Annotated in this window: 31 protein-coding genes and 1 pseudogene; 8 read left to right on the top strand and 24 right to left on the bottom strand. The window is 48.5% G+C overall.

All coding sequences use genetic code 11. The features are described from left to right. Positions 1-2: 2 nt before the first annotated feature. The 9 genes from spoIIAA to spoIIM all read right to left on the bottom strand — a co-directional run bounded on the left by spoIIAA (position 3) and on the right by spoIIM (position 8682). The gene (spoIIAA, locus tag ACQCVH_RS03045; protein ID WP_426834374.1) at positions 3-353 is read right to left on the bottom strand and encodes an anti-sigma F factor antagonist; all 351 of its coding nucleotides are present in this window, start codon (positions 351-353) and stop codon (positions 3-5) included. A gap of 188 nt (positions 354-541) precedes the next feature. Next, a complete protein-coding gene (locus ACQCVH_RS03040; RefSeq protein ID WP_426834373.1) occupies positions 542-1702 on the bottom strand; it encodes a D-alanyl-D-alanine carboxypeptidase family protein in 1161 nt (386 codons plus the stop codon). A gap of 815 nt (positions 1703-2517) precedes the next feature. Next, positions 2518-3822, bottom strand: a complete 1305-nt coding sequence (locus tag ACQCVH_RS03035; RefSeq protein WP_426834372.1) for a pyrimidine-nucleoside phosphorylase — start codon at positions 3820-3822, stop codon at positions 2518-2520. A gap of 23 nt (positions 3823-3845) precedes the next feature. Then, positions 3846-4667: a purine-nucleoside phosphorylase gene (locus tag ACQCVH_RS03030; RefSeq protein ID WP_426834371.1), complete on the bottom strand. Its 822-nt coding sequence runs from the start codon at positions 4665-4667 to the stop codon at positions 3846-3848. 114 nt (positions 4668-4781) lie between these two features. Next, positions 4782-5963 carry a phosphopentomutase gene (deoB, locus tag ACQCVH_RS03025; RefSeq protein WP_426834370.1) on the bottom strand — a complete coding sequence of 394 codons (1182 nt, stop codon included), beginning with the start codon at positions 5961-5963 and terminating at the stop codon, positions 4782-4784. Positions 5964-6177: 214 nt separating this feature from the next. Then, positions 6178-7071, bottom strand: coding sequence for a site-specific tyrosine recombinase XerD (xerD, locus tag ACQCVH_RS03020; protein ID WP_257991725.1), 894 nt, complete (start codon positions 7069-7071; stop codon positions 6178-6180). A 7-nt stretch (positions 7072-7078) separates the two neighbouring features. Further along, a complete protein-coding gene (locus ACQCVH_RS03015; protein WP_426834441.1) occupies positions 7079-7306 on the bottom strand; it encodes a YqzK family protein in 228 nt (75 codons plus the stop codon). 122 nt (positions 7307-7428) lie between these two features. Then, positions 7429-7893, bottom strand: a complete 465-nt coding sequence (gene fur / locus ACQCVH_RS03010; protein WP_224900697.1) for a ferric iron uptake transcriptional regulator — start codon at positions 7891-7893, stop codon at positions 7429-7431. Positions 7894-8037: 144 nt separating this feature from the next. Next, positions 8038-8682 (bottom strand): stage II sporulation protein M, encoded by a 645-nt coding sequence (gene spoIIM, locus ACQCVH_RS03005; protein ID WP_426834369.1) that lies wholly within the window; start codon positions 8680-8682, stop codon positions 8038-8040. 152 nt (positions 8683-8834) lie between these two features. Here spoIIM and ACQCVH_RS03000 point away from each other — a divergent pair, with 152 nt between their 5' ends. Next, positions 8835-9401, top strand: a complete 567-nt coding sequence (locus ACQCVH_RS03000; RefSeq protein ID WP_426834368.1) for a GNAT family N-acetyltransferase — start codon at positions 8835-8837, stop codon at positions 9399-9401. A gap of 86 nt (positions 9402-9487) precedes the next feature. Here ACQCVH_RS03000 and ACQCVH_RS02995 read toward each other — a convergent pair whose 3' ends face one another. Continuing rightward, the gene (locus tag ACQCVH_RS02995) at positions 9488-10660 is read right to left on the bottom strand and encodes an endonuclease Q family protein (protein WP_426834367.1); all 1173 of its coding nucleotides are present in this window, start codon (positions 10658-10660) and stop codon (positions 9488-9490) included. Then, positions 10657-11211: an NUDIX hydrolase gene (locus ACQCVH_RS02990; RefSeq protein ID WP_426834366.1), complete on the bottom strand. Its 555-nt coding sequence runs from the start codon at positions 11209-11211 to the stop codon at positions 10657-10659. Before ACQCVH_RS02990 ends, ACQCVH_RS02995 begins: the two co-directional genes overlap by 4 nt. Before the next feature lie 73 nt (positions 11212-11284). On the opposite strand from ACQCVH_RS02990, the pseudogene mciZ reads away from it, so the two are divergent. Both mciZ and ACQCVH_RS02980 read left to right on the top strand, forming a co-directional pair. Continuing rightward, positions 11285-11363 (top strand): annotated as a pseudogene (mciZ, locus tag ACQCVH_RS02985) (Z-ring formation inhibitor MciZ); the annotation flags it as partial. 157 nt (positions 11364-11520) lie between these two features. Continuing rightward, the gene (locus ACQCVH_RS02980; RefSeq protein WP_426834365.1) at positions 11521-12441 is read left to right on the top strand and encodes an aldo/keto reductase; all 921 of its coding nucleotides are present in this window, start codon (positions 11521-11523) and stop codon (positions 12439-12441) included. Positions 12442-12481: 40 nt separating this feature from the next. On the opposite strand, the gene ACQCVH_RS02975 is transcribed toward ACQCVH_RS02980, so the two are convergent. The 6 genes from ACQCVH_RS02975 to ACQCVH_RS02950 all read right to left on the bottom strand — a co-directional run bounded on the left by ACQCVH_RS02975 (position 12482) and on the right by ACQCVH_RS02950 (position 16427). Next, positions 12482-13039, bottom strand: coding sequence for a GrpB family protein (locus ACQCVH_RS02975; RefSeq protein WP_426834364.1), 558 nt, complete (start codon positions 13037-13039; stop codon positions 12482-12484). After that, positions 13036-13281 carry a YqkE family protein gene (locus tag ACQCVH_RS02970; RefSeq protein WP_257991732.1) on the bottom strand — a complete coding sequence of 82 codons (246 nt, stop codon included), beginning with the start codon at positions 13279-13281 and terminating at the stop codon, positions 13036-13038. Before ACQCVH_RS02970 ends, ACQCVH_RS02975 begins: the two co-directional genes overlap by 4 nt. 81 nt (positions 13282-13362) lie before the next feature. Continuing rightward, the gene (locus ACQCVH_RS02965) at positions 13363-13734 is read right to left on the bottom strand and encodes a VOC family protein (protein ID WP_426834363.1); all 372 of its coding nucleotides are present in this window, start codon (positions 13732-13734) and stop codon (positions 13363-13365) included. A 62-nt stretch (positions 13735-13796) separates the two neighbouring features. Next, complete coding sequence (locus ACQCVH_RS02960; protein ID WP_426834362.1) at positions 13797-14465, bottom strand: CoA transferase subunit B; 669 nt, start codon at positions 14463-14465, stop codon at positions 13797-13799. A 25-nt stretch (positions 14466-14490) separates the two neighbouring features. Further along, the gene (locus ACQCVH_RS02955; RefSeq protein ID WP_426834361.1) at positions 14491-15180 is read right to left on the bottom strand and encodes a CoA transferase subunit A; all 690 of its coding nucleotides are present in this window, start codon (positions 15178-15180) and stop codon (positions 14491-14493) included. 59 nt (positions 15181-15239) lie between these two features. Beyond that, positions 15240-16427, bottom strand: coding sequence for an acetyl-CoA C-acetyltransferase (locus ACQCVH_RS02950; protein WP_426834360.1), 1188 nt, complete (start codon positions 16425-16427; stop codon positions 15240-15242). A gap of 359 nt (positions 16428-16786) precedes the next feature. On the opposite strand from ACQCVH_RS02950, the gene ACQCVH_RS02945 reads away from it, so the two are divergent. The 3 genes from ACQCVH_RS02945 to ACQCVH_RS02935 all read left to right on the top strand — a co-directional run bounded on the left by ACQCVH_RS02945 (position 16787) and on the right by ACQCVH_RS02935 (position 19227). After that, complete coding sequence (locus tag ACQCVH_RS02945) at positions 16787-17707, top strand: hydroxymethylglutaryl-CoA lyase (protein ID WP_426834359.1); 921 nt, start codon at positions 16787-16789, stop codon at positions 17705-17707. Positions 17708-17780: 73 nt separating this feature from the next. Continuing rightward, the gene (locus ACQCVH_RS02940) at positions 17781-17912 is read left to right on the top strand and encodes a hypothetical protein (protein ID WP_009794737.1); all 132 of its coding nucleotides are present in this window, start codon (positions 17781-17783) and stop codon (positions 17910-17912) included. 382 nt (positions 17913-18294) lie between these two features. Further along, positions 18295-19227 (top strand): alpha/beta hydrolase, encoded by a 933-nt coding sequence (locus ACQCVH_RS02935; RefSeq protein WP_426834358.1) that lies wholly within the window; start codon positions 18295-18297, stop codon positions 19225-19227. Between the two features lie 86 nt (positions 19228-19313). Here ACQCVH_RS02935 and ACQCVH_RS02930 read toward each other — a convergent pair whose 3' ends face one another. From ACQCVH_RS02930 to ACQCVH_RS02910, 5 genes are all read right to left on the bottom strand, one after another. After that, positions 19314-19862 (bottom strand): hypothetical protein, encoded by a 549-nt coding sequence (locus ACQCVH_RS02930; protein WP_426834357.1) that lies wholly within the window; start codon positions 19860-19862, stop codon positions 19314-19316. 193 nt (positions 19863-20055) lie between these two features. After that, a complete protein-coding gene (locus tag ACQCVH_RS02925) occupies positions 20056-20382 on the bottom strand; it encodes an iron-sulfur cluster biosynthesis family protein (protein WP_426834356.1) in 327 nt (108 codons plus the stop codon). 140 nt (positions 20383-20522) lie between these two features. Further along, positions 20523-20669, bottom strand: coding sequence for a hypothetical protein (locus ACQCVH_RS02920; protein WP_224900651.1), 147 nt, complete (start codon positions 20667-20669; stop codon positions 20523-20525). A 61-nt stretch (positions 20670-20730) separates the two neighbouring features. Then, a complete protein-coding gene (locus tag ACQCVH_RS02915) occupies positions 20731-21066 on the bottom strand; it encodes a YolD-like family protein (RefSeq protein ID WP_148974502.1) in 336 nt (111 codons plus the stop codon). A gap of 12 nt (positions 21067-21078) precedes the next feature. After that, positions 21079-22338: a Y-family DNA polymerase gene (locus ACQCVH_RS02910; RefSeq protein WP_426834355.1), complete on the bottom strand. Its 1260-nt coding sequence runs from the start codon at positions 22336-22338 to the stop codon at positions 21079-21081. Positions 22339-22607: 269 nt separating this feature from the next. Between ACQCVH_RS02910 and ACQCVH_RS02905 the strand changes: the two genes are divergently transcribed. Further along, a complete protein-coding gene (locus tag ACQCVH_RS02905) occupies positions 22608-22814 on the top strand; it encodes a YqzH family protein (RefSeq protein WP_426834354.1) in 207 nt (68 codons plus the stop codon). A 217-nt stretch (positions 22815-23031) separates the two neighbouring features. On the opposite strand, the gene ACQCVH_RS02900 is transcribed toward ACQCVH_RS02905, so the two are convergent. Both ACQCVH_RS02900 and ACQCVH_RS02895 read right to left on the bottom strand, forming a co-directional pair. Next, positions 23032-23826, bottom strand: a complete 795-nt coding sequence (locus tag ACQCVH_RS02900; protein ID WP_426834440.1) for an SDR family NAD(P)-dependent oxidoreductase — start codon at positions 23824-23826, stop codon at positions 23032-23034. Between the two features lie 12 nt (positions 23827-23838). Beyond that, positions 23839-24804, bottom strand: a complete 966-nt coding sequence (locus ACQCVH_RS02895; RefSeq protein ID WP_426834353.1) for an MBL fold metallo-hydrolase — start codon at positions 24802-24804, stop codon at positions 23839-23841. 700 nt (positions 24805-25504) lie between these two features. On the opposite strand from ACQCVH_RS02895, the gene proC reads away from it, so the two are divergent. Beyond that, positions 25505-26350 carry a pyrroline-5-carboxylate reductase gene (gene proC / locus ACQCVH_RS02890; protein WP_426834352.1) on the top strand — a complete coding sequence of 282 codons (846 nt, stop codon included), beginning with the start codon at positions 25505-25507 and terminating at the stop codon, positions 26348-26350. The last annotated feature ends 52 nt before the right edge of the window (positions 26351-26402 follow it).

Below are 26402 nucleotides of genomic sequence, written 5' to 3'. Positions count from 1 at the left end.
TGTCAGGCAACCCCCAATCGCTGAAGTGCAAATTCCTCAGTCGGCTCAAGACGGATGATTTTAAACAGCCCGGACATATCGAATAACCTCTGTACCGCCGGTGAAATGGCACAGACGACCATCTCGCCGTGAAGCTGCTTAATTTGCTTATACCTGCCCAGGATCACTCCAAGGCCTGAGCTGTCCATAAAGGATAATTGCTCCAGATTGAGGACAATATGGCGAATACCATATGATTCTATGGCGTTTGTTGCCTTTTCCCTTAATTCATCTGCCGAATGATGGTCCAATTCTCCGCTTAAGCGAATGCACAGCACATCATTTTTTACTTCCATTCCAATCATCAGACTCATGACTGTTAGCCTCCTTCTCTGCTGCCGGAACCATTTACAGATCCGGCCGGCTGTCCATGCCCTGATCTCCCTGCATGGATCAAGCCTTACTAGAGAGTCAATTTCGCTGAAGGAGGCCTTTATTCCTTCCTGGAGGCAAAACTAGTGCGGTTTCGCTAAATTTTCCTTGATGCGCCTTTTTTTCGACATTAATCCGATTTCGTGAAAATGCCGAGAGCCCGTTTATAGAGCGTCCACCAGCCGGCTTCTTTCACTTCGCTTTTGGCCACCAGCGGGCTTTCCACGATTGTCTTCCCTTCTTTTTCAACTTTCAGCGTGCCAATTTGATCGCCTTTAGCGATTGGGGCTTTAAGATCTTTTTTCAGGACAACGGTTTTCTTGACTGCCTTTGTATCTTCGCCTTTTTTCGTCAGGAGGGAGATCGGCTCGCTTGTCAAAGCTTCCACCTGCTTTTTCTCGCCTTTGCTGACTTTGGCGGATCCAAGAGCTTCATTCCGCTTGTACATTGGATGTGTCTCATATTGGCCGAAAGCATAATCAAGCATCTTGGTTACCTGGGCATTTCTTTCTTTTGATGTCGGAGCACCAAAGACTACTGCGATTACACGCATCCCATTTTTCTCAGCCGTAGCCGTCAGGCAATATTTCGCTTCATTTGTAAAACCTGTCTTCAAGCCGTCGACCCCTGGATAGAAGCGGACCAGCCTGTTTGTATTGACCAGCCAGAATTTCTTGTCGGTATCTTCCCTCAAATAAGCTTCATATGTTCCTGTAAACTTGGTTATACCTTCATATTTCAGCAGTTCCTTTGCCATGAGGGCCATATCATGGGCTGTACTGTAGTGCTCGGTTACAGGCAGGCCTGTCGCATTCTTGAAAATCGTGTCCTTCAAGCCAAGGTCCTTCGCTTTCTTATTCATCAGCTTGACGAATTCTTCTTCAGAGCCGGCGAGCCTTTCTGCCATGGCAACAGATGCATCATTTCCAGATCCGATGGCAATCCCCTTCAGCATCTGTTCTGTGGTCATCTCTTCACCAGGTTCAAGGAATATCTGCGAGCCGCCCATGGATGCTGCATATTCACTTGCCCTGATCTTTTCATCCATGGAAAGCTTTCCCTTATCAATCGCTTCCATTATTAAAAGCATGGTCATGATCTTAGTCATGCTTGCTGGGGGCAGCTGTTCATTGCTGTTCTGCTCATATAAAACAGCCCCGGTATCCCGCTCAATCAAGATCGCCGATTTTACGTTGTCAACCAGCTTGACGCCGCTCTCTTCGGCTAAGGCTGCCGGTGCCATCATTGCTGATAATAAAACAAACACCATTATAGAAACGATTCGCTTCATCACATAACCCTCCATTCTTTATAGCCTCCATTTTTTCCAAAGGAGACAAATTTATACAATAAATTGGAGGAGGTGCAGTTTTTATTTTACATGAGACGTTTCTGATGGATTTGAGAATTTAAGAGCTTGTATAATGGAGGGATTACCCGAGAGCTGGAGAGGTTAGCTTTTGCTTATTTTTTGGAGTGCTCTAAGAGGTGCGGAAAGGACGCGGGATTCAAGGCATAAAAAAGCTGAACCCCTTTAGGTAGTTCAGTTTTCGTGAGGAAACACCTAAAATAGCACATGAGTCAGCAAACCTTTCAGCGCATAAAACATTTGCTTGCTCTTAGCAGATTCAACAGATGGGAAGCTGAAAAGTGAATAACCAGTGATAGAAAAATAAGGGGAGTTTTTACCGTTAAACGCAGATTAGAAGGGGTTTTGGGTAAAATAAAGGGTGTTTTTCCCTTTATGAAATGAAAACCCCTCTATTTGCACGCTTTCAAGTCCAATAAGAGGTATTTCTCCCTTTATTTAAGGTGTTTTTTTAATGTTATTTATTAAATAAGGGGAATTTCTCCCTCTATGAATTTTCATGAGCAGGAACCTGGTTTCACTATCGGTAACTCGGCTGTTCAACTATTCAGCGATTGAGTCCGTTAATTGAATAAGAACAACCTGTTTAAAAGTAAAAAGCCTGGGATCAATCCCAGGCTTTTTTGGTTTGTTAATTACCGTCCTATTTCCATTACGATAACAGTATGTTATTCGGGTTGTTCTCTCCACATTGTCTGAAGTATTTCCCCTTCAAGATGCAGCTTTTCCATACAGTCTTATTCAGTAATTTCTTCATGCACCAGTACAGGAGCATCTACTTTGGCAGCTTTGACTTTGATATTGCTGTAAAGGCGCTCTTTGACTTCTTCTACGTCCTCGAAGTTGCTGTAGATGGTGGCAAGCGATTCTCCTTTAGAGACAGTGTCGCCGATCTTCTTGCGGAGCATCAGGCCGACAGCAAGATCAATTTCAGACTCTTTTGTCGCCCTGCCTGCACCAAGTACCATGGCAGCCGTTCCCACTGCATCTGCGACGATTTCAGAGACATAGCCGTCCTCTTTGGCATCAAGTTCGTATACATATTTAGCCTGCGGCAAACGGGAAGGATCATCGACAACAGATGCGTCCCCTCCCTGTGAGCTGAGGAAGGTTTTCATTGCTTCAAGGGCGGATCCGTCCTTGATTGCCTGCTCCAGCATTTCACGGGCCTGGGCCGGGCTTTCTGCCTTTTCAGCAAGGACAACCATATGGCTTCCAAGTGTAAGGCACAGCTCAGTCAGATCTTCCGGTCCTTCGCCCCTTAATGTTTCGATTGCTTCCTTCACTTCCAAAGCATTGCCGATGGCAAAGCCGAGCGGCTGGCTCATGTCTGAAATGACTGCCATCGTCTTGCGGCCGACATTGTTTCCGATCCTTACCATTGCTTTTGCAAGCTCTCTTGAATCGTCAAGCGTCTTCATGAAGGCGCCTGCACCGGTTTTGACATCAAGGACAATGGCATCTGCGCCGGCTGCAATCTTTTTGCTCATGATGGAGCTTGCAATGAGCGGGATGCTGTCAACCGTTGCTGTTACATCGCGGAGAGCATATAATTTTTTATCCGCCGGCGTAAGATTACCGCTCTGTCCGATGACGGCAATTTTATTCTGGTTGACCAGCTTGATGAATTCTTCATTCTCTATCTCTACATGGAAGCCTTCGACCGCCTCAAGCTTGTCTATGGTACCGCCTGTATGGCCAAGGCCGCGGCCGGACATTTTCGCCACTGGTACACCAACTGCCGCTACAAGAGGGCCGAGAACCAGCGTAGTTGTATCGCCGACTCCCCCTGTGGAGTGCTTGTCGACTTTAATGCCTTTAATTTTAGACAGATCGATTTGATCTCCAGATTCTACCATGCTCATCGTCAGGTCGGCTCTCTCATTTTCTGTCATTCCCTGGAAAAAGATTGCCATTGTCAATGCACTGATCTGATAGTCAGGAATTGAACCGTCAGTATAGCCTTTTATTATGAATTGGATTTCTTCCGAAGACAGCTCTTTGCCGTCGCGTTTCTTTTCTATCAAGTCCACCATTCTCATATTCGTCACCACTTTTTCTTTATTTAAGCACCAAACTGGCGTACAAGCTCTTTCACATAAGCAAGGAAATTCGCCTTTACTTTTTCAGTCGTTTCAATTACTTCCTCATGGTTAAGCGGCTGATCCAGTATGCCTGCTGCCATATTGGAAATGCAGGAAATGCCGAGCACTTTAAGGCCCGCATGCCTTGCCACAATTACTTCAGGCACAGTTGACATGCCGACTGCGTCACCGCCCATCGTGCGGAGCATCTTTACTTCTGCAGGCGTTTCATATGCAGGGCCGGTATTGCCAACATATACACCCTCCTGGATGCTGATATTCAGCTTGCCTGCAATCTCTCTTGCCTGCTGGCGCAGCTCCCTGGAGTAGGCTTCCGACATATCAGGAAAACGGACGCCAAGCTTGGAGTCATTAGGCCCGATCAGCGGATTGCTTCCCATATTGTTGATATGGTCCGAGATAAGCATTAAATCTCCTGGTGCAAAGCTTTCATTAACACCGCCGGCAGCATTTGTCACAATCAGGATCTCCACTCCGAGCTCTTTCATCACCCTTACAGGGAAAGTGACCTTGTCGAAGCTGTAGCCTTCATAATAGTGGAAGCGCCCTTGCATCGCCACAGCCTGCACACCATTCAGAAGGCCGAATACAAGCTGGCCTGCATGCCCTTCAACTGTTGAAACAGGAAAATCAGGAATTTCATTATAAGGAATTTTTACTGGCTGTTCGATTTCCTCTGCCAGAACACCGAGCCCGGAGCCAAGGATCAGGCCGATTTTAGGCGTTTCTCCATACTTTTCTTTTAAAAATTGTGCTGCATTTTGAATTTTTCCGTAGTCCATTTTATAATCCCCTTTTTATCAGACTGTACCGAGCTGGCTAAATGGCCATGGCCTTCGGCTGCCAATCTCCATTAATGTCTCAGCATGTCAGTTGTTTAAAATCTTGACCCGGGTTTACAATTCACCCAGGAAGCTTTTCCCGAACTTTGGTGCTTCCACAGCAAAGTTCTCGGCTACAGTTGCGCCGATATCGGCGAATGTCTGCCTGACCGGCAGCTCTTTTCCGCCTGCCATACCCTTGGAATAAGCCAATAATGGGACATATTCACGTGTATGATCTGTCCCGGGATGGACCGGGTCATTCCCGTGGTCAGCTGTAATGATGAGCAAATCATCTTCCTTCAGCTTTTCAAACACTTCCGGAAGGCGCGCATCATATTCTTCCAGCGCTTTCCCGTAGCCCTCCGGGTCCCGTCTATGCCCGAAAAGGGCGTCAAAGTCCACAAGATTCAAGAAGCTCAGGCCTGTGAAGTCCATATCCATCGTTTCGAGGAGCTTATCCATCCCGTCCATATTAGAGACAGTACGAAGTGACTTTGTCACACCTTCGCCGTCATAGATATCGGAAATCTTTCCGATGGCCAGTACATCCAGGCCGCCATCCTCCAGCTCATTCATAACAGTCCTGTCAAATGGCTTCAGGGCATAATCATGCCGGTTCGCAGTGCGCTTGAATTCACCCGGCTGCCCGATGAAAGGACGGGCTATCACTCTTCCAACCATGTATTTCTCATCAAGTGTCAGTTCCCTGGCAATTTTACAGATACTGTACAGCTCATCAATCGGTACAATCTCTTCATGGGCTGCAATCTGAAGGACAGAGTCAGCCGAGGTATAAACAATCAGGGCCCCTGTCTTCATATGCTCTTCACCAAGCTCATCAAGGATCTCAGTTCCGCTGGCCGGTTTGTTCCCAATGATCTTTCTGCCTGTGCGGGCTTCAAGCTCGGACAAAAGCTCATCCGGGAAGCCTTCAGGGAATACCCTGAACGGTGTCTCGATATTCAGCCCCATGATCTCCCAATGCCCTGTCATGGTATCTTTTCCGTTTGATGCTTCCTGCATCTTTGTATAAGAAGCGAGCGGCTTCTCTGCTCTTTCAATACCTTTGATTTCTTTGATGTTGCTGAGGCCCAGATTACCCATGTTCGGCATGTTCAGCCCGTTCATCCTTTCAGCGATATGGCCAAGCGTATCAGAACCCTTGTCGCCGAAACGCTCAGCATCCGGCGCCTCGCCAATTCCCACCGAATCCATAACAATTAGAAAGATTCTTTTATATGTATGCGAATTCATGTGATCTCCTCCTAAACATGTACACGTTTTCAATTTATTTTACAAATATATGTTACCCTTTTTCAAAAGTATTAACCTGGAAGAGGTTTATAATCGTCAGAAGTCTGACATCTATATTTTACAAAACTAACAGCCTAAAAAACAAGAAAAAACTGCTATAAATTCAGCAGTTTTATCAGATTTATTTTTTTGCAGAGTTAAAACTCCGGTTTTATCAGGCACGGGGATGGAATTTCGAATATACATCCTTCAGCCTTGTTTTCGTGACATGGGTATATATCTGGGTTGTCGATATATCCGCATGACCGAGCATTTCCTGTACTGCCCGCAAATCTGCTCCATTTTCCAGCAGATGGGTGGCAAATGAATGCCTTAAGGTATGAGGGGTCAGTTCTTTTTCGATGCCCGCATCGCCTGCAAGCTTTTTCAGTATTTTCCAGAACCCCTGGCGGGTCAGCTGCCTGCCATGATGGTTCAGGAACAATGTATCATCTCTGCGGCTTTTCGAAACAAAATTCGGCCTTCCATGCAGAAGGTATCTTTCAATGGCTTCTGAAGCTGTTTTCCCGATCGGGATGATTCTTTCTTTATTTCCTTTCCCGATGCAGCGGACAAAACCCATTGTCAGGTGGACATCGCCTATCTGCAGTCCGATCAGTTCACTGACCCTGATGCCTGTTGCATACAGGAGCTCAAGCATCGCTTTGTCGCGGAGGCTGTAATGGCTCGAATCTGACGGCGATTCCAGGAGGGTTTCCACTTCTGCCATGCTTAGAACCTTAGGAAGGCTTCTTTCCTGCTGCGGCGACTCAATATGTACAGATGGATCATTTTCGCATGCCTTCTCCCTCAGCAGGAACTGATGGAAGGCACGGATGGAAGCAATATGCCTGGCAAGAGTCTTGGCAGATTTCCCCTGTTCCTTCAGCCTTTTCAGAAACTGGACGATATGGACCCTTTGGACTTCATTCAAACTGGCAAGTCCTTCGCTTTTCACAATGAATTTAAGATAATTTTTCAAATCCCGTTCATAAGAGACAATTGTATTATTGGCCAGTCCCTTTTCAATCAATAAAAAGTGCACAAAATCTTTCAGCCTGTCTTCCATTTATGCATTACTCCCCATTCAGGTAAAACAGAATCAGTCTGTCAAACCAGTCGGTTTCATCAGAAACTGAATCACCAGAAACCCTGACGGCGCTGCCTTCCGGCTCATCATAGCGGTGATAGCTCTGATATTCTTCATTTAACCACAAAAGCCCATAATAAAAAAGGATTGTACATCCCGTAAACAGGACAAATACCTTCAATGTTTTAAACGTCATAGTCATCCAGGATCTCATCATTCTTCCTCCAGCTGCATTCTATAATAAAAGATATGCCAAGCTGGACAAGATTTATACCTCCCTGGCTAAAGCTTTTAGGAATAATAAAAACCTTTTCCGGTTAAAAGAAAAGGTTCCAGTCATTCAGCTTCATCTGCGCTGTCTTCTTTATCCTGGCAGCGGTAGCAGATGCCATGAAATGTCAGACGGTGATCTTTTATCTTAAAGTTCCAGTCTCGCTCGACAATCGCTTCGACATCCTCCAGAAGGTCATCCTGGATTTCATCTACTGCCCCGCATTCTATGCATACTAAATGGTGGTGGAAATGGGCGGCGCCTTCCTGCCTGAGGTCATAACGGGAAACTCCATCACCAAAATTGATTTTATCGACAATTTTCAGTTCAGTTAATAGCTCCAGTGTGCGATAAACGGTCGCCAGACCTATCTCAGGCGACTTCTCTTTGACAAGGAGGTATACATCTTCCGCGCTCAGATGATCTTCTTCATTCTCCAGCAGCACACGGACTGTCGCTTCACGCTGCGGTGTTAATTTATAGCTTGACGAATGCAGCTGTTTTTTAATTCTATCTATTCTAGTCTCCATCCCGTAAAGTCCCTCCCTCGCACTGTCAGTTCTCATTATAACAGATAGGGAGATGTTTTCAAAATAAAATCATTATAAATAAGATGATACAAATATTATATTAAATTATATTAATTATCATATTATAATTAATCAAATAATTAATCAAGGCTTTACACTGCTGACAACAGATTTCATCAAAGCCGGGGAAAGATAGGCTTCTATGCCGGCAGCCACTGATAATAATACAACTGCCGCGCAAAACACCGCCAAGTATTTCCCGAACATCGGCACGACTGGCTGGCCGAGATTTTTCATAAATTGCCTCCTGATCATTTTTAAGGACAGAGCCACTGTCATCGCTGCAGTTATTATAAAGATCGGAATAATGATGATATTCTGCGGCATGACTGACACAAAGGAAAGCAGGAATCCATCCCAGCCCATCCTGTTTACAAGAAAGCCGACCGTGAATCCGACAACCATCCCCTTTATAAATAGAAGCACAAGGATGACCGGCAGGCCGATGATCGAGATGCCGAGAAGCCACATCAGGCCGATGAACTTGCTGTTATGAAACAGGCTTTGGATAAAAAGATCATGTGACTCAGCTACAGTGCCGGCCGATACCTGTCCAAAAAATTGCGATAGATAGTAATATAAATCTTCCTTTTGATTGAAGCTCAGGCTGTTCACCACTACGGCACCAAAAATGACCCCCATCAGAAACAGGACGATGACGAATAAGTAAATCGAGGAATGCTCGCGGAAATGATTGGCTGCAAAGTTCTGGTACATACGTTTCTTCATTGCTCTTCCTCCTGTAGAATCTATTACTACATCCTATGCAGGAAAGAGCAGTCTATGACAGGATTCTATCATTTTGCCATTATTAAAAAAATATATTGCCAGTCTTTGTGCCACCCGATATAATCGGAACAATCACAAAGGAGGAATGGAAAATGAATCCAGTTTTAATCGATTTTCCTGAGATCATTGCAGAGACAGAAAGATTGTATATCCGGCCTTGCCTGCCAGGCGATGGGAAAGAAGTGTATGATGCTGTCATGGCATCAAAGAATGAGCTGAAACAGTGGCTGCCTTTCGCCGGCAAGGAGCAGTCCCTCGAAGAAACTGAAGCAGGAATCCGCCGATCTTACGCCAAATTCTGGCTGAGGGAAGATATCAGGCTCCATATATACCGCAAAGAAGACGGCCGCTTCATAGGCTCGACAGGCCTGCATCGCATCGACTGGGAGGCCGGCAGGTTTGAAATCGGCTATTGGTGCGATTCGCGCCATCATAAGAAAGGATATATTTCCGAAGCGGTCGAAGCCCTTATTGAGTTTACATTCAGCAGCCTGTCTGCCAACAGAATTGAGATCCGGTGTGACCCGGAGAACACAGCAAGCAGAAAAATCCCCGAAAAGCTCGGCTTTACTCTGGAAGCTACCTTAAGAAAGAATACCCTTTGCGCCAGCGGAGATGCACTGAGGGACACTTGTATTTTTGCAAAGATAAAAGAATAGAAAAAACCGGATCCGCTCTATGGATCCGGTTCTTGCGAGACATTTACAATTATAGCCCGGCTCTCCGACCGTTCCGGCTCCGGCTGCTATTCCTGCTCAACCTTTCCGTACTTCCCTCCGCCGCCTGCTTTCAAGCTGAGCTGGCCGCTTCTCGCCTTGGCGATCATCACAGCAAGCTTATCTGGAATGACCTCTTTCAGGGCCTCCTTCGGCACTCTGTGGAGTATGTCCATTTCAGTCCCAAAATGATCAAGCAGCCTTCCAAGGATTTTCGGGCCAAGGCCGGGAATGAATTCGAGCGGCACTTGATGGACATATGGCGGCCTGTCTGCCGGTGGATCCACAGCCGTCTTCAGCTCCATAATCCGTTCGGCCACTCCCTTCACCTGCTTTCGGCTTCCGCACTTCCAGCAGCCATTATGCCCGGAAGCGAGGGGGGAATGGCAGTCCATACAAACCGTCTGATGGTATTTACCCAGCTGCGGATCCAGTCCGTAATTGGCGGAAATCCTTCTCCCTCCCTCTCTTTTCAAGGCTAAATGAAACTCATTGAATGAAGGCCCGGCCATTTCAATCTGCTGATATTCCCTGGCTATTTTTCCGAGGGAGTGAGCATCTGAATTTGTGAGAAAAGGGTACTGGTGCAGCTCCTGTATCATATCAGCCATTTCTGTGTCCGAACTCAGACCCAGTTCAATCCCATCGATGAGATCCTTATCGAAGACCTCCTCAAGCGTCCGGTCCACCCCTTTTCCATACATGCTTTTAAAAGGCGTGAAGACATGGGCCGGAATGAATAATCCGCCAAGTGCCTTTACCTGTGACTGCAGTTCTTTCCCGGTTGCATAAATGCGCTGTGAGCTTAAATGGATATTTTTAAGGCGGCCTTTCAGCCATGAAGAGAATTCCTTCATCACATCAAGGCTGGGAAAATAGCAGAGAACATGGATGGGGCCCTTGCAGCTTTCATCATAGATTTCAAGCTCTGACCCTGGGATGATTGCGAGGCCGCCGTACAGCAGACCTCCTTCAGGTGACTGCACAAGCTCGCCCGAGGCCATCAGCTCTTCCATCTCGTCAATTATCTCGGGTGAATGGCAGTCAATTATCCCGATCATATCAAGTCCTTTGCTGTCCCTTGCATGCTCTATGATATTTGAAAACACAAGTGATCTGGCACCGGTTATTTTAACGGCGCGCCCTGACTTTGTCCGGCCGATATGGATGTGCATATCGGCATAATAAGTTTGAAGCATCATCTGCTTTTCAGCTGTTCGATTTGGAGATATTGGACAGCATAGACTGTTTTGGCATCATGGATTTTTTGATCTGCTATATAAGCCTGTGCCTCTTTAAGAGTAAGCTCAATTACATCGACAAATTCATCCTCGTCCGGAACAGCAGGGTTTTCTTTTTTGCTCAGTTCCCTTGCCGCGTAAATATGGAGAATCTCATCAGCGAAACCGGGTGAAGTATAAAAGGAAACGAGCTTTTCAATTTTTCCGCAAACATAGCCTGTCTCTTCTTCCAGCTCCCTCTTTGCACAAAGTTCCGGATCTTCGCCTTTTTCAAGCTTGCCTGCCGGAATTTCCACAATGGCCTTTTCAAGAGGTTTTCTGAACTGCTCTACCATCACGATTTTGTTGTCATCTGTAAGGGGAATGACAGCTACTGCTCCAGGATGCTTGACTATCTCCCGTTTTGAGCTTTTTCCGTTCGGCAGTTCCACATCATCCACCTGAAGGGAGATGATCTTCCCGTTAAAAATCTGCTCTGTTTTTATCGTTTTTTCTTCTAAAGGATGCTTCACTGTTCTATCACTCCAGTTCTAATCCGATTATCTGCTCATACATTTTATCATACTTTATTTGGGGGAGTATGAATTGAAAGTCCACGTCCACTCTAAAGGCGTTATCCTTGCAGGCAAGGCATGGGAGATTCGCGAAAAATTGAGAGAGTACACTTTGAAACATACACTGATCAAGGAATGGATCGATTCGGCAGAAACAGCTGCCAGCCAGAAAAAAGTCCGGCTCCGGAGGGTAAAATAGTCTTTATATTTGTGGCTGTGCCCTTCTTTTCGATACAATGGATGCATTATAAATTCGAGGTGAAAATTATGAAAAAGAGAGAGCTCGGAAAGTCGGGACTGTACGTAAGCGAGCTTGGATTTGGCTGCATGTCGCTTGGCACAGACGCCCTGGAAGGAAAGAAGATCATCGAGGCAGCATTAGAAGAAGGAATCAACTATTTTGATACAGCAGATCTGTACGATTTCGGGGAAAATGAAAAAATCGTCGGCGAAGCACTCAAGGAAGTGCGTGAAAATGTCATTATTGCCACAAAAGCAGGCAACCGCTGGAATGAAGCAAAGGACGGCTGGAGCTGGGATCCTTCTAAGGCTTATATTAAAGAAGCCGTCAAAGGAAGCCTGAAGCGGCTGGGAACTGATTACATCGACTTGTATCAGCTTCATGGCGGCACCCTTGATGATCCGATAGATGAAACAATTGAAGCATTTGAGGAATTGAAGGAAGAGGGCTTCATCCGCCATTATGGGATCTCCTCCATCAGGCCGAATGTGATCCGGGAATACGCGAAAAGATCCAATATCGCTTCTGTGATGATGCAATACAGCATCCTGGACCGCCGCCCGGAGGAGACAGCCCTCCCGCTTCTTAAAGAGAATGCTATCAGCGCCGTGGTCCGCGGTCCGCTCGCCAAGGGGATGCTGAGCGATAAGATGCTGGGCAAAGCCTCGGGTTCTGTAAAGGAAAACGGTTATCTTGATTACAGCTATAAAGAGCTTGAAGACGTTCTCGGCAGGCTGAAAGACGCTGCCGGCAACCGTTCAATGACAGAATTGGCCTTCCAATATGTTCTCTCTAATCCTGCAGTAGCTTCGGTGGCTGCCGGCGCCAGCTCGGCCGCACAGGTCAGGGAGAATGCAAGGGCGGCGGCAGCTGGTCCTTTATCAGCTGAAGAACTGGCGGCCATCCAGTCTATCAGCCTGGCAAATCAATATGGACAGCACAGATAGGCCCTGGCGACTGCCAAATAACCATAAAAAAGGAACAGGATCATAATAGATCCTTTTCCTTTTCTTTTTTTTGCAGGCGCCAATCCAGCGCCTTTTCATCAAGCAGCTTCACCACCGGATCCTTCTCCTTTATATAGGATTCAATATCATAAGGGTATTTCCGGGCGGCTTCCAGCTTTGTCCTGCTGTATAAACCGGCTTCCTGCGGATGCTTCCGAAAATAGTCCCGGAACAGAAGGTGCCTGCCTATTTCTGGGTGCCCCTTTGGATAGCAATGCAGATGGACAAGCCTTTCCCCCGCTTCGGTAAATCTTACAAAATACCTCCGGCCAGGGATGCCATTTTCTCCTTTGGCTATATAGCCCCATCCCTGCAGCTTGGGTGCTGCCTCATCAAAAAGGCCGGCACTGTCCGCTTCGGCCAGGATATCGATGATCGGCTTGGCGCTCATGCCGGGAATGGAGGTGCTTCCGATATGGTGTATGGCTGCTGATTCGCCGAAGACCGCAGCAAGAAGCTGTTTTTCCTCCTGAAAGGAAATGGCCCAGCTTTCGCAGTACGGCACGACCTCCACCTTCCTCGGTCCAGTTTCCATCATTTATACTCTTTCCAGTTTAAATTGCTCTCCTGAAGAAGCTCTTCAAAGCTTTTATTCTTCTCTTTTAAACGCCGTTCCTCTATCTTTCTTTTTTCCTCTTCTTCTGCCTTCTTCAATTCCTCATCTTTCAGCTGCTTCTTTGCTGCCTTCAGCTGATCCATCAGGTCCTGATTCAGCATATCCCCCAGTGTAACCGGCTTGTCGTCTTTTTTCTGCTGTGCTGTTTGGCGTTTTTTCTTCATGTTCTATCCCTCTTTTTGCGTATTTACAGGATATTATAGCATACAAGGAGCAGTGCAGAATTCTTCCCTGCTCAGTAAGGATCAGCTGATAAATTCGAGGAACTCGATTCTGTTCCCAAACGGATCTTCTGTAAAGAAGCGGTTTCTTCCATCAATCGGCGGCTCCTCCCTGATCGCTGCGCCGGCCTCTTTCAGCCTGCTCCGCAGTCCGGCAAGATCCTCGACAGCAAAGCCCGGATGAGCCTTCCTGGCCGGAAGAAAATCTTCCTGGATGCCGATGTGCACCTCCTGGCTGCCGCAGAGGAACCAGCAGCCGCCCCTCTTTTGCAGATTCCCAGGCTTGGGGATTTCCTCAAGCCCCAGCAGCTTTCCGTAGAACTCCCTGGCCTGCTCTTCTGTCCCTTTAGGTGCTGCCAGCTGAATATGATCGATCCCTTTAAAAGTGATTCCCATTTGAATTCCCCTCTCTGTGTACAGAAGAAAGGTACAGCCGCAGAGGCTGCACCCAACTTTCATTAAAATGCCTCTGTTAAGACCGAGTCGTCCACCTGCAGTTCCGGACCGGTCGAGCTGACCACCTCTTCAACCGTAAAGCCTTTCGCCACCTCAACCAGCTTTAGCCCCCCGGCTGTTACATCTATCACGGCACGCTCTGTAATGATGCGGTCCACGACCCCTTTGCCTGTCAGCGGGAGGGAGCAGGACTTGAGTATCTTGCTTTCCCCGTTTTTATTTGTATGCTCCATGATAACAATGATCTTTTGCGCCCCATGGACAAGATCCATCGCACCGCCCATGCCTTTGATCATTTTGCCTGGGATCATCCAATTGGCCAGGTCCCCTTCCTCGGAAACCTCCATGCCTCCCAGAATAGCGACATTGACATGCCCGCCCCGGATCATCGCAAAAGATTCGGCACTGTCAAAATAGGCTGCCCCCGGTATGGCCGTAACGGTTTCTTTTCCGGCATTGATCAGGTCGGCATCCACATCTTCCTTATCCGGATAGGGCCCGATTCCAAGAAGCCCGTTCTCGGATTGAAGGACCACTTCCTTGTTTTCGGAAATATAATTGGCTACAAGTGTCGGCATGCCTATGCCGAGGTTTACATAAAATCCGTCTTTAATTTCTTTCTCTGCCCGTCTGGCAATTTTCTCGCGCACGGCGCCTTTATCGCTGCTCATATCTGCTGCTCCTTTCTCTTCTTAGTTATGATTTGACAGTCAGGCGCTCAATCCGTTTTTCCTGGCTGCCTTTAATGATGCTTTGAACATAAATGCTCGGCGTATGGATGTTTTCCGGCTCCAGCCCGCCAGTCTCTACAAGGTTCTCCACTTCCGCTATCGTTGTTTTCCCTGCGGCTGCGATCATAGGGTTGAAATTCCTCGCCGTTTTCCGGTATACGAGATTTCCCATACGGTCCCCTTTCCAGGCTCGGACAAGGCTGAAGTCTGCGGAAAGCGCCTCTTCAAGCAAATATTCCTTTCCGTTGAAGATCCTGGTCTCTTTTCCTTCCGCAATCGGGGTCCCTACGCCAGCAGGTGTATAAAATGCCGGGATGCCGGCACCGCCGGCGCGGATCTTCTCTGCCAGCGTTCCCTGCGGCAGCAGCTCGACTTCGATTTCCCCTGATAGCACCTGGCGCTCAAATTCCTTATTCTCGCCCACATAAGAGCCGATCATTTTTCTGATTTGCTTATTTTTCAACAGCAGACCGAGGCCCCAATCGTCCACTCCGCAGTTATTGGAGATAACGGTCAGGTCCTTCACCCCTTTTTCCACCAGGGCAAGGATCAGGTTCTCAGGAATGCCGCACAGTCCGAAGCCGCCCACCATCAGTGTCGCTCCATCCTGGATGCCGGCAACTGCTTCCTGGAAGGATGTATGTATTGTTTTCATCGTTTCTCTCCTCTCATATTTTTCTTCATGTGCTGTTCTTCCCTTCAGAGCAGGCTGGACTAGGCAAGCTCAACAACTGTCGCTACTCCCTGGCCGCCGCCGATGCAAAGTGCCGCCAGCCCTTTCTCTGCATTTCTCTTCTTCATTTCATGCAGGAGCGTAACCAGGACCCTTGCACCACTGGCGCCGATCGGATGGCCAAGCGCAATTGCCCCGCCGTTTACGTTCAGAATTTCATTGTTGAAGCCGAGCTCTTTTCCTACTGCGAGGGATTGAGCGGCAAAAGCTTCATTTGCTTCAATCAAATCCAGTTCTTCCATTGAAACTCCTGCCTTCTCCAGCACCTTCTTGACCGCCGGCACCGGACCGATTCCCATGATGCTCGGATCTACGCCGGCACTTGCGTTTGCTTTGATGACAGCAATCGGCTGTATCCCGAGCTCTTCCGCCTTTGCCCTGCTCATCACAACAAGGGCTGCGGCACCGTCATTAATGCCGGAAGCATTGCCGGCAGTAACGGAGCCGTCCTTTTTGAAGGCCGGCCTTAAGCCTGCAAGCTTTTCGGCTGTCGTTCCTTTTTTCAAATATTCGTCACTGTCAAAGATGACCGGATCCCCTTTGCGCTGAGGAATTTCAACAGGCACGATTTCATCCCTGAAGCGCCCGGCCTCCTGTGCTTTCTGCGCTTTTTCCTGGCTCCATGCTGCAAATGTGTCCTGCTCTTCCCTGCTCAGGCCATACTGCGAGCACAGGTTTTCCGCTGTCATGCCCATATGGTAATCATTAAATGCACACCACAGCCCGTCAGAGACCATGCTGTCTACCAGCTTTTGATCGCCCATTTTAAATCCATCTCGGGCCCCTTTAAGCAAATAAGGGGCCTGACTCATATTCTCCATGCCGCCCGCAACGACGACTTCTGCATCCCCTGCCAGGACCGCCTGATAGGCAAGATGCACCGCCTTCAAGCCGGAGCCGCAGACTTTATTGATCGTCATTGAGGAAACGCTTTCAGGAATCCCCGCTAAAATAGCTGCCTGCCTTGCCGGATTCTGGCCCAGTCCCGCCTGCAGCACGTTCCCCATGATAATTTCATCCACCTGCCCTGCCTCAAGCCCCGCCTTTTCCAATGCACCCTTTATGGCAGCCGCCCCAAGCTCCGGAGCCGACACTCCCTTCAGGCTCCCATTAAAGCTCCCGATCGCCGTCCTTACAGCACTCGCTATTACGATGTCTGTCTGCTTCATGCTATTCACCCTTTCTCGCAAGATAAAGAAGTATTTTTTCGACTCTGATAACTGTCCCGCTTCAGCGCCTCCCCACAAGCCAATCCTTCCAAAATGCAAAGAACGCCTATCCGGCAGGAATCGTCTTGAGGCCCCAGGTAGCTGGTCATGCAGACGCTGCCACAGGACGTGGCGTTCTGCGCTTTCGCTTTTCTTCATTGCAATATGTATTAGTTCGAGCCAAAAATGAGAAATTCCTTTTATTTTGTCAAAATTTCTATTATTCTTGCTTTTTATTTTCCTTTCCTCCTACAATATAAGAAAGCCCTTTCATTCATCTTGCAATCTACAAATAAAAATATGTTGTCAGGAGTGAAATCATGACCCTCTGCCTGCCAAAGAAAGCGACCATCATAGAAGTAGGCCCGCGCGACGGGCTTCAAAATGAAAAAACGTTCATTCCCACCCCTGTTAAAAAGGAATTCATATCCGCGCTGAAAAAAGCCGGCTTTGCCGAGATGGAGCTTACCTCCTTTGTCTCCCCTAAATGGGTGCCGCAAATGGCGGACGCAGCTGAAATTGCCGCCAGCTCCATTGGATCAGGGGTGCGCGATATTGTCCTTGCCCCCAACAGGAAGGGGATCGAGCGCGCCTATATGACCGGCTGCGGCGCGATTGCTGTCTTCGTTGGGGTAAGCGACAGCTTCAACAAAAAAAATATCAACAAAACAACAGCAGAAAGCATGGAGGAGATCCTGCCGCTTGTCAGGGAATTGAAGGATAAAGGCTACTTTGTGCGCGCCTGCATCTCGACCAGCTTCTACTGCCCTTATGAAGGCAAAATAGAGGAAGACAGGACTGTGGAGCTTTGCCGCCAATTTACTCTCGCCGGGGCAGATGAGCTGAGCGTGGCCGATACGATCGGCATGGCTGCCCCGCATGAGGCGTACTCCCTGTTCAGCAGGCTGAAGCGCGAATTTCCGGATGTATTGCTGACAGCGCATTTCCATGACACAAGGAAGATGGCTTTAACGAATATTTTTGCCGCCCTCCAGGCAGGGATCGACCGCTTCGACAGCTCTGCAGGCGGCCTTGGCGGCTGTCCGTTCGCCCCAGGCGCGGCAGGTAATGCGGCAACCGAGGATGTTGTGAATATGCTTGAACGGATGGGAATCAGTACAGGCATCAATTTGGACCGCCTTATGGATGCCATCGATATTGTACAGCCCCATCTCAGCCGGCCGATTGAAAGCGCCATTTACCAGCTGCAGCTGAGAGAGGCATCCGGGGAACAGGCATAATCCCGATTATCTGTATAACTTCCGCTTTTGTGAGCACTTTAAGAATTAATGCTAAATCAAAGGAGGAATCTTCATGAGCCAGAAGCGGGACAAAGGGAACAGCCAGAAAGGCAAGCCTGCAAGCGATACTGTCAATCATACGATTGCGGCTGAAGAGCTGGAAAAAGCCATTCACCCGGCAAGGGGCCAGAATTCTCCGCAATAGCCGTCCGGCAGCCGCGATTACCGCGGCTGTTTTTCGTTGTATAGGAATTTATAAATTGTAAGTCTTGTGGATTATTATCAATTCTTGATCAACGTCCAGCAGCTGCGCCGAGGTCACAAGCCAACCCTCCCAAATAGGCAAAGAACGCCTTTCCGGGAGGATTGGCTTGAGGCCCACAGGATGGTGGTCATACAGACGTTGCCACAGCACGTGGCGTTCTTAGTCTGCGTTCCTTAAGGTGATCAAGGCGCTTGCGCTTTTGTTCTTCATCAGAGCAGAATTTTTCTTAACGCAGAAAACGCTGATTTTCGGTTCGTTTTTATTTCGAAGAGCATCTGCTAATGGTAAAATAAAGAAAAAACCTTATTTTGGAGGGATCGTCTTGAGAAAGGCATTCCGTTACCTTTTTTCACTGCTCGTCTTTTTAACCTCGATCGGTGTGTATTTCACCAATCGGATCATGTATATGAAGAAAAAGGATGACAGCTTCATCCTCAACAGGGAAACTGAAGCCGGGAGGGTGGATCCCCTTTCCTTCAGCAGCCTGGCGAAAAGGGAGGTTTTTATCCCATCCCCTTTCGGGTATTCCCTGAAGGCGGTTCTCGCAGAGCCGCACTCCTCTAATAAATACATCATCATCTGCCATGGGGTGACCGAAAATAAAACAAACAGCATCAAGTATATGAATCTGTTTCTCAACCGCGGATTCAATGCCCTGATTTATGACCACCGCCGGCATGGAGAATCTGGCGGCAAGACGACGAGCTATGGCCATTATGAGAAATTCGATCTCCAGGCCGTTGTCCACTGGCTGAAGAAAGAAAAAGGGGGTGACCTGCTTTTAGGCATCCATGGTGAATCAATGGGAGCTGCAACCATGCTGCTGTATGCGGGCATGCTTGAGGATGGTGCTGATTTCTATGTGGCCGACTGCCCATTTTCGGATTTCAGGGAGCAGCTTTCCTACCGGCTGAAAACAGAGATGAAGCTGCCGCCTCAGCTGGTTTTGCCAGTTGCAGATATCTTCCTGCGGCTCAGGGAAAAATATTCCCTTAACGAGGTGTCTCCCATCTCGGTCATCGACCAGATCAAAAAGCCGGTGCTGTTCATCCACAGCACCAAGGATGATTTTATCCTGCCCACCATGACAGAGGCCCTTTTCCTGCGCAAGGCCGGTCCGAAAAAACTGTTTCTTGCCATGAACGGGGTCCATGCCCAATCCTTGAATGAAAACCGCAATGACTATGAAAAAGCCATCGACGAGTTTCTTGAAGACTATATTTTCAAAAAGGGTCCGGTGGCTGCCGGTTCTTAAACAGACCGGAAGGAGGCTCCTTAAAGCCTCCTTCCTTCTTTATGCCTTGGCTCCCGCATTCTCGTCCGCCGTGCATCTTCTGATCCTTATCTGTTTCTCTGCTGGCTGACGGCCTTTCCTTCGGCAGACAGGCCCCTCACGAGTTCGAACTCACCGGCCGCAAAATAAAAGCGCCCCTCTTCCGTCTCTATCAGCTTCACCGGCTGGAATGAATCCTTCTTCCCCGCCTCTACTGCCTTTATGTCATCATTCAGGATCCGTCCAAACACGACCGGCACTTTATGCTTCAAATTGCCTTCTGTGTCATATTGATAGAAGGTTTCCGGATAGACCGTCATATGATCGTTCTGCTCATATTCCCAATGGTTATGGCCCGCGTTCTTCCAGCCGGCTTTCTTGCTTTCCTGCAGATAGGCGGCTGCAACTGCCTGCACCTTTTCCGCCCCATTGTCCGCTTCCCGCTCCTGCTCTGTCAGATACAAAACAACCGTGCCGCCCTTCACCTTTTCTTTATGTATCACCTTCTGCACATTGAAAGGCACTTCTGTGCTCATCGCTTCCTCGAAGGTTTTAGGCTGGCATGCTGCAAGGAAGATGGCCGCCAGCATGATCCATAAGCCTGCCTTTTTCTTCATTCTCCCGCCCCCTTTAGCGTTTCTTTTATCATTAAATGTAGAAACAGCCTGTAACATACATCATACATCGCTATGTTTCTCTAGCCTTATCCCGCAATTTCGAAACCTTTATTGATAAAAATTCCATTTCCCCCATTCGGCGCCGGCTTTTCAAAATGAAAGCACAAAAAAACAGACCGCATTGCGGCCTGCCTCAGGAAATCTTGTTAATGAAGATCATTCTCGGATTCAAATACTGATTCGGGCTTTTCAACTGAAAGCAGCCCGCTTGACTGGAATAATCAATTGTCATACTTTCATCGAAAAAAACTTCTTTGGATTTTTCTATAAAGATGCTGCCGGCTTCGGTGCTGATTTCCCTGTCGCCGGATTCCACTTCATCCACCAGCCATAAGGCGCTTACGCCGCTGACAACACAGCCGCAGCCTTCTGTATCATATTTTAATTTTAAATAGCCTTCTTTTCCTGCTGTCTTTTCCTTGAGCTTTTCCTGTGCTGTTTGAGTGACTGTAATTTTCATGGGAAAATCACCTGCTTTCATTTCATAATCCCATTCTAGCATAAAGCAGGCATTCCACCTTTTCATTTGCTCAGCGCTCCCGCTTTGCCCTGCTGTTAAAGCGGGCCTGGCAGATGCGGCCCCGTCTGCCGGATCAAGGGCTATTTTCCCCCGGCATCTTCCGGACGCGGCTGGTCTTTCCGCTCCATTCCGCTGAGCGAATGGCGGTTAAACTTCCCTTTATCCGCCCCTGCTCCCGGAGCAATATTGGACATGGGCAGCTGCTCAAGCTCTTTGCCTCTTGGCATAAGAAACACCTCCTGCCTTTAAGGTGCTCCCCCTGCGCAAATCCATTCTCTTTTCCTGCCGCTATTCCCCTGCGGCCCTGACATCGGCAACCGCGTTCAGCGGGATGCGGTGGACCTCGCCAAAATGGTCAATGACATGAAGCTTTTGGCCGATTTCATCCCAATAGTGGATGTTTCCGATTACGAGTTCATGGCGGTGACTCCGGAAGTGGGTGATGGCGACCGCCTGGCCGAACTCCATCGCTTCGGCAAGCGTCTCATTCATCTGTTCCAGCTGCTGCTCATCCAGTTCCTTCGGCTTTTCATAGGTGTCCTCTTTCGCCCAGTCGCGAAGCAGCTTTACATGCTCTGGGAGCATCATTGACGTCCATTTTATCCTTCCCCTGTCCCGGATCATATCTCTGCCTCCTTACATTTTATGGCCACCGACCAGTGTGGCCCGATGCTTGGCTGTCCCTGCCGCAGTATACGATATCGCCCGCAGCAGCGCACCGGATCCGAAACGGCGGCGGATGCTGTCGACGGTGTAGCCGAGCTCCCGGCTTTTCCAGCTGTTCAGGTCAAAAAGACTGAGCTGGAATTCATGGTCATCCACAATATTGCCGAGAGCCATTGAAATTTTCCGGACCGTCTTTCCAGAGTAATTTTCCTGAAAAAGCTCCAGGCAGACCCGGTAAATATCCATGGTGACATTGGTAGGCTGATCAATGGTGCGTGACCGGTAGAAGCCCCCTCCGAATTCATCCTGGCTGTACCCGACGCCAAAGCTGACTGTCCTTCCCGCCTTGCGGTGGTTTCTTGCCCTTCTTCCCAGCTCTTCGCACATTTCAAGGATCACCTGCTTGATCTCCCCTTCATCCTTGTAGTCGCGCAGCAGGATCTGGCTTTTCCCAAAGCTGATCTGCCCCTCCATGATGGGTGCGCCGATGTCGGAAAGATCAACGCCCCAGGCATGGTGGTAAAGCTGGTTCCCCATGATCCCGAATTTCTTTTCCAGCGCTTCCAGATCATAGCGGGCCAGCTGTCCGACAGTGAAAATGCCCATTCCGTTCAGGGTCTTTTCCACCCTTCTCCCGATGCCCCACATGTCCCTCAGGGGCGAAACCTTCCAGAGCTTTTCCTTGACGTCATCGTATGTCCATTCGGCAATCCCCTTCTGCTTTGCCTCAAGATCAAGGCAGAGCTTGGAGAGCAGCAAATTGGGGCCGATACCGATGGCACAGGGCAGCTGGAACTTCCTTTCAATATCATCCTTGATTTTCTCGGCAATGGTATACGCGCCGCCCCAAAGCTTTGCAGCTCCGTCCACTTTGATGAAGCTTTCATCTACACTGTAAGTATGGATGGCTTCTTTCGGGACGTAGCGGTGAAATACACGGGTGATCTCGGTGGAAATTCTCAGATAGGTGGCCATTTTCGGTTCTACCACGATAATGCGGGGATCTTTCGGGATTTCAAAATAGCGGGTTCCGGTCTTGACGCCAAATTCCTTTTTCATCCGCGGGGAGGCGGCGAGGACGATGCTCCCTTTCCGTTTTTTATCACCTACTACAGCAAGATAGCATTCAAGCGGGTCGAGGCCCTCCATCACAGCGGAACAGCTTGCATAAAAGCTTTTCATATCCACACATAAAATTTGGTTGTTCGGCATCGTGCTGTAATCGATCATTTCTTTTCTCTCCCTTGGCGCTTGGCTGCATCCCTCTTAGCGGTTCATTAGCTTTCACTTCAGATGCAAAAAGAACATCTGTTCTAATTAATTATACCCACTATATTAAGCGAATATGCGTTCGTATTCAATGGAAATTTTACGACGAATTTCTTGATTACGGTTTGCCTGCCAGCAGATAAGCTGTTTTTCCATTGTTTCGCAGCCTGACGGACCGGGCTTCCATTGGGGGAAAGATTGGCTATAATGGCGAGGAGGGAGGTATCTTGATGGACAGGAAATTAATATATAAAATGGTGGCGGGCTGCCTTGGCCAGTATGGCCATGACGGCAGCTTGATCAAGCCCGGCAGCAGGGAATTTGAAGAGCTTTACAGGAGTATTAAGGAGAAGAAAAATGAAGATGCAGGAGCGGATCTGCACGAAATAGTCGAAGATGCGGTATATGGATTTGTCACCGGGTCTCCTTACTTTTGAGAAAAGAAAGAAATGAAAAACAAACAGGACCCTCTGCTGGAGGGCCCTGTTTGTTGGCGAAAGGCGGATTTTTGACTTTATTAGCAACTTTTTTATTTTATTAGCAACTTTCCCCGTTTATTAGCAGCTTTCCGGTTTTATTAGCAACTCTGCAAAACTGGGAGGCACTATTGCGCGATTCCCCTCAAAAATGAGTACGGGCCAGATAAAACCGCACTCATTTTTTATTGAATGCCCGCCGGCCGGCCTTTTCAAAAAGGCGCGGGAAAAGGGCATAAATGGTGCTGCCGGCATTCATCCAGCGCGGGAGGTTGATTTCCCTCCGGCTGGTCAGCATGCTGTCCACCACTTTTTCTGCCACATAGCGCGGCTGCAGCATAAAACGCTGGACATTTTTTACATACGTCCCTTTTTCATCTGCAATATTAAAGAAATTAGTGCTGACCGGGCCAGGGTTGACTGTTGTTACATGCACCCCCAGATCGGCAAGCTCCATCCGGAGACTGTTCGAGTAGCCCAAAACTGCGTGCTTTGTGGCAGAATATACGCTCGATTTTGGCGTAGCGATCTTCCCTGCCTGGGATGCGATGTTTATGATATGCCCGCACCGCCTGCTTCTCATAGAAGGCAGAACCATGCTCGTGCAGGCCATCAGCCCGATGACATTCACATCAAACATTCCCTTTATTTCCTCGATCGGCGCTTCGTGCGCTTCCCGGAAAACCCCGAAACCGGCATTGTTCACGAGCACATCGACATGTCCCCACTCGCCCAGGATCCGGGCGAAAACAGACTGGACCGCCTCTGTATCAGAAACATCCAGCCGGTCTGTATTTACTTCAGCATCATAACGGGTTCCAAGTGTACCGGCAATCTCCTCCAGCTTTTCCTGATTCCGCGCCAGAAGCCACAGCCTCGCTCCTCTTTCCGCGCAAAGGGCAGCCATTTCCGCTCCGATGCCTCCTGATGCCCCGGTGATGACAATTTTTTTATCTCTAAGACGTCCTGACAGCAAAAAACCACCTCATTCAGCAATTGTATAAAAGAAGGCGCCGTCTTCCTCCTTAATAACAATTTCCCCTAACGACTCCAAATAGTCAAGCTGGGCTACCGTCTCCGAGAGAGTCAGGCTAAACTCACGCTCATAAACAGCCGGAAACAGCCTTTGGCATACTTGGAAGGCAGTAAGCTGCTCTTTCTCAAGCCATCCTTTGACCTGCATTGCCCGGTCATGCTGGCGGCCGAGCCTCTTTTCAATCAGCGGAGGAACTTTGCTCACTTCAGGTCCATGGCCCGAATACACAAGGCTGATAGGGATCTCCAGCAGCTTTTTCAGTGACTCATTATATTGAAGCATCGGTCTTGGACGTTCTGTTTCTCCAGGAAGCGGAGGCTCGAGGAGAGGATTTGGAGAAATCCTGGCAAGCAGATGATCCCCTCCGATGTAAGTGCCGTCCTTTTCGCGGTACAGGCCTATATGGCTTTGTGCATGCCCCGGGGTTTCCACTGCGCTCCAGCCCGGCAGGCCTGGCGGCTCATCGCCTTCACAGATGGAGCCGGTAAGAGAGCGGCTGCAGGAAAATATAAGCGTTTTCTTCATCAGTCCAATGAACGGCAAATAAGCATCCGGAATGCCAAATTCGCGGAAAAGTCCCCTGTAAAAGCGGTCATGCATATCAAAGAAGGCCTCTGTCCTGTTCAGCCAGCGTTCATTTGCAGGATGTCCGTAAACCTCGAGTTCAGGGGAAAAATAATCAAGCAGGCCGGCATGGTCAGGATGGTGATGGGTGAGAATCACCTGTTCAATATCCTGCGGCTTCAGCTTCAGCTCCTGCAGCTGATGGCTCAGCGCTTCCCATGCTTCTTCTGTTTTAGGGCCGGCGTCCACCAAAGTCAGCCTGTCGCCTTTAATCAGGTAAACATTCACATCTCCAACCGGAAAAGGGGTAGGGATGACTAATTTTGCGATATCATTCTTCCATTCAGCCATTTTTCTTATCTCCTTGAAATTATATTTAAATAAAATAATGGATATAAAAAGAATCCTTCAGCAGCACCATCATTTCAGTGAAGGATAAAGAGGGCCGCTGCCGGAAAAAACACAGAATCTATGTATACTTTGGAGAATCAGCAGGCAGTATATATTGTAAGTTTAACTTTATTCTATATAATTGTCATTATTTTCACATAACTTTTCTTGAATGGTTAAAAAAATCATGATGAAAGCCTATTGACAGGGCAGCTCCTTTTCTTGCATAATCACAAAAACATCTTTTTTTATAGTCTTTGTTAAACATTGTTGTTGATTTTGGGCTCATTTCAGCTGTGCTGAAATGGTGTAAAACAAAGTTTTACACGAATGAGCCCAAAATCAACAAAGTACACTAACAAAGCCTTTTTATAAAAAACAAAGCGTTGAATAGGGCCAGTAAATGGGAAATGGCGAAAGAGAGTGAAGCCCGCCGGCTGAAAGGCTTCACCGCCCGCTTGAACATTGAACCTACCTTATGAGCTGTCAGGAAAACCTGACGTCCTGTCCCGGCGTTAACGGGCGCTAAGCTGCACCAGACCTGGATCAATGACGGGCCTGGTGAATGAAGGTGGTACCACGGAAGCAAAGCCTTTCGTCCTTTACTGGACGGGGGGCTTTTTATTTTTAACGGACCAAAAACAGAAAGGATTTGATCATTATGAGAAAACTGGCGGTCATCGGGGCAGGATCCATGGCAGAAGCACTGATTGCAGGAATGATAGAAAACGGGCTTGTGAAAGCTGAACGTATTTATGTGACCAATAAAAGCAATGAGGGGCGGCTTGAAAGAATGGCAGGCACTTATGGCGTACACGCAACCCACAGCATGGAGGAGGTGCTGTCCGGAGCGGAAGCCGTCATCCTGGCCATGAAGCCAAAGGATGCGGCAGAAGCGATGGAGCGGCTTGTTCCTTATCTGAATGAAAGTATGCTGATCATTTCTGTCCTTGCCGGGGTGCCGATTGAGAGCATTGAAAGACTCTCCCGCCTCAAGCCTGCCATCATAAGGGCCATGCCTAATACATCTGCAGCTGTCTGCAAATCGGCCACAGCCCTGGCGGCAAACCTGAAAGCCACCCAGGAACAGGCCGCACTCGCCAGGGACATTTTCGAGACCGTCGGGACGGCGGTATTTGTGGAGGAGGAACAGCTGGACGCAGTGACCGGCCTGTCGGGGAGCGGCCCTGCCTATATCTATTATTTGGCGGAAGCGATGGAGAAAAGCGCAGCCGAGGCCGGCCTTGACCAGCCGGTAGCAAAGGAGCTCATCATCCAGACACTGGCTGGCGCAGCGGCCATGCTAGCCCGCTCTGATAAAGATCCAGAAGAGCTGCGGAGGAATGTCACCAGCCCAGGAGGCACAACAGAGGCCGGGATCCGCGTGCTCGACAGCCATGGCGTCCAGGAGGCCTTCAAATTATGCATTAAAGAAGCTGCCCTTCAGTCCGGGCGCCTTGGTGCAGCGATTACAGAGGAGCTGCGGCAGAAGAATAGCCAAAGTTGAACACCTCTCCCCCTTTCCTTAAAATGGAGCCAAACACAGGGAGGAAGTGAAA

It is taken from the genome of Bacillus infantis (genome assembly GCF_050107595.1).
GTDB lineage: Bacteria > Bacillota > Bacilli > Bacillales > Cytobacillaceae > Bacillus_AB > Bacillus_AB infantis_C.
The sequence above is the reverse complement of the archived record's forward strand: the minus strand, read 5'-3'. Positions and strand labels throughout refer to the sequence as shown.

Bases quoted from the DNA above. Each gene is read 5' to 3' on its own strand.
- ACQCVH_RS02925 (WP_426834356.1), bottom strand. From the start codon at position 20,382: ATGAAAATTACAGTCACTCAAACAGCACAGGAAAAGCTCAAGGAAAAG.
- ACQCVH_RS03035 (WP_426834372.1), bottom strand. From the start codon at position 3,822: ATGAGAATGGTGGACTTGATAGAAAAGAAACGCGACGGCAAAGAGCTG.
- ACQCVH_RS02970 (WP_257991732.1), bottom strand. From the start codon at position 13,281: ATGAAGAAAAAACGCCAAACAGCACAGCAGAAAAAAGACGACAAGCCG.
- ACQCVH_RS02915 (WP_148974502.1), bottom strand. From the start codon at position 21,066: ATGATCCGGGACAGGGGAAGGATAAAATGGACGTCAATGATGCTCCCA.
- ACQCVH_RS02905 (WP_426834354.1), top strand. From the start codon at position 22,608: ATGGACAGGAAATTAATATATAAAATGGTGGCGGGCTGCCTTGGCCAG.
- ACQCVH_RS03040 (WP_426834373.1), bottom strand. From the start codon at position 1,702: ATGAAGCGAATCGTTTCTATAATGGTGTTTGTTTTATTATCAGCAATG.
- ACQCVH_RS02965 (WP_426834363.1), bottom strand. From the start codon at position 13,734: ATGGGAATCACTTTTAAAGGGATCGATCATATTCAGCTGGCAGCACCT.
- ACQCVH_RS02920 (WP_224900651.1), bottom strand. From the start codon at position 20,669: ATGCCAAGAGGCAAAGAGCTTGAGCAGCTGCCCATGTCCAATATTGCT.
- ACQCVH_RS02955 (WP_426834361.1), bottom strand. From the start codon at position 15,180: ATGAAAACAATACATACATCCTTCCAGGAAGCAGTTGCCGGCATCCAG.
- ACQCVH_RS03030 (WP_426834371.1), bottom strand. From the start codon at position 4,667: ATGGACTACGGAAAAATTCAAAATGCAGCACAATTTTTAAAAGAAAAG.
- proC (WP_426834352.1), top strand. From the start codon at position 25,505: ATGAGAAAACTGGCGGTCATCGGGGCAGGATCCATGGCAGAAGCACTG.
- ACQCVH_RS02930 (WP_426834357.1), bottom strand. From the start codon at position 19,862: ATGAAGAAAAAGGCAGGCTTATGGATCATGCTGGCGGCCATCTTCCTT.
- spoIIM (WP_426834369.1), bottom strand. From the start codon at position 8,682: ATGAAGAAACGTATGTACCAGAACTTTGCAGCCAATCATTTCCGCGAG.
- ACQCVH_RS02910 (WP_426834355.1), bottom strand. From the start codon at position 22,338: ATGATCGATTACAGCACGATGCCGAACAACCAAATTTTATGTGTGGAT.
- ACQCVH_RS02960 (WP_426834362.1), bottom strand. From the start codon at position 14,465: ATGAGCAGCGATAAAGGCGCCGTGCGCGAGAAAATTGCCAGACGGGCA.
- ACQCVH_RS02980 (WP_426834365.1), top strand. From the start codon at position 11,521: ATGAAAAAGAGAGAGCTCGGAAAGTCGGGACTGTACGTAAGCGAGCTT.
- ACQCVH_RS02940 (WP_009794737.1), top strand. From the start codon at position 17,781: ATGAGCCAGAAGCGGGACAAAGGGAACAGCCAGAAAGGCAAGCCTGCA.
- ACQCVH_RS03000 (WP_426834368.1), top strand. From the start codon at position 8,835: ATGAATCCAGTTTTAATCGATTTTCCTGAGATCATTGCAGAGACAGAA.
- spoIIAA (WP_426834374.1), bottom strand. From the start codon at position 353: ATGAGTCTGATGATTGGAATGGAAGTAAAAAATGATGTGCTGTGCATT.
- ACQCVH_RS02945 (WP_426834359.1), top strand. From the start codon at position 16,787: ATGACCCTCTGCCTGCCAAAGAAAGCGACCATCATAGAAGTAGGCCCG.
- ACQCVH_RS02995 (WP_426834367.1), bottom strand. From the start codon at position 10,660: ATGATGCTTCAAACTTATTATGCCGATATGCACATCCATATCGGCCGG.
- fur (WP_224900697.1), bottom strand. From the start codon at position 7,893: ATGGAGACTAGAATAGATAGAATTAAAAAACAGCTGCATTCGTCAAGC.
- xerD (WP_257991725.1), bottom strand. From the start codon at position 7,071: ATGGAAGACAGGCTGAAAGATTTTGTGCACTTTTTATTGATTGAAAAG.
- deoB (WP_426834370.1), bottom strand. From the start codon at position 5,963: ATGAATTCGCATACATATAAAAGAATCTTTCTAATTGTTATGGATTCG.
- ACQCVH_RS02975 (WP_426834364.1), bottom strand. From the start codon at position 13,039: ATGATGGAAACTGGACCGAGGAAGGTGGAGGTCGTGCCGTACTGCGAA.
- ACQCVH_RS02950 (WP_426834360.1), bottom strand. From the start codon at position 16,427: ATGAAGCAGACAGACATCGTAATAGCGAGTGCTGTAAGGACGGCGATC.
- ACQCVH_RS03015 (WP_426834441.1), bottom strand. From the start codon at position 7,306: ATGAGATCCTGGATGACTATGACGTTTAAAACATTGAAGGTATTTGTC.
- ACQCVH_RS02895 (WP_426834353.1), bottom strand. From the start codon at position 24,804: ATGGCTGAATGGAAGAATGATATCGCAAAATTAGTCATCCCTACCCCT.